Origin of the sequence: Bifidobacterium aemilianum, assembly GCF_003315635.1 — a bacterium.
GTDB classification, from domain to species: Bacteria; Actinomycetota; Actinomycetes; order Actinomycetales; family Bifidobacteriaceae; genus Bifidobacterium; species Bifidobacterium aemilianum.
In genome coordinates, this window is sequence record NZ_PDCG01000065.1 from 1 (window position 1) to 471 (window position 471).

At 60.9% G+C, this 471-nt stretch carries 1 pseudogene; it reads left to right on the forward strand.

The annotated features are described in order from the left end of the window. A pseudogene (locus tag CRD60_RS08865) lies at nucleotides 1-471 on the forward strand (hypothetical protein); the annotation flags it as partial.

Below are 471 nucleotides of genomic sequence, written 5' to 3' on the forward strand. Positions count from 1 at the left end.
GTCTCAAGGGCGGCGTCGCCGTTTCCACATGGTTCCTGGATGGGGCTAGCGGCAAGGAGTTCAGCAAGGCTGGACCCAAGGACTTCGTGTTCGGCCCCGGCCTGCCCGGCGGTGACGTCATGGTCCTTGTCCTGGGCATAGCGTCTTTGCTGTGCACGCTGATTCAGATGATACTGATGATCTTCCGGACCGGCATGGCGGTAGTCATGACGGGGGTGCTGCCGCTTTCGGCAAGCGCGACCAACACCGATTGGGGGATGAATTGGTATGACAAATCTGTCGGCTGGCTTGTGGCGTTCGTCTTGTATAGGCCCGCCGCATCGATCATTTCCGCTACCTGTTTCTGGATGATCGGCGGCGGCGTGTTCAAACCGGGCAAGGACAGCGTGGCCGGCGTCCTGGTCGCCTTTGCGTTCATGGTGGCTTCGATCCTGGCCCTGCCGGCGCTCATGAAAATGGCCGTGCCTGTGG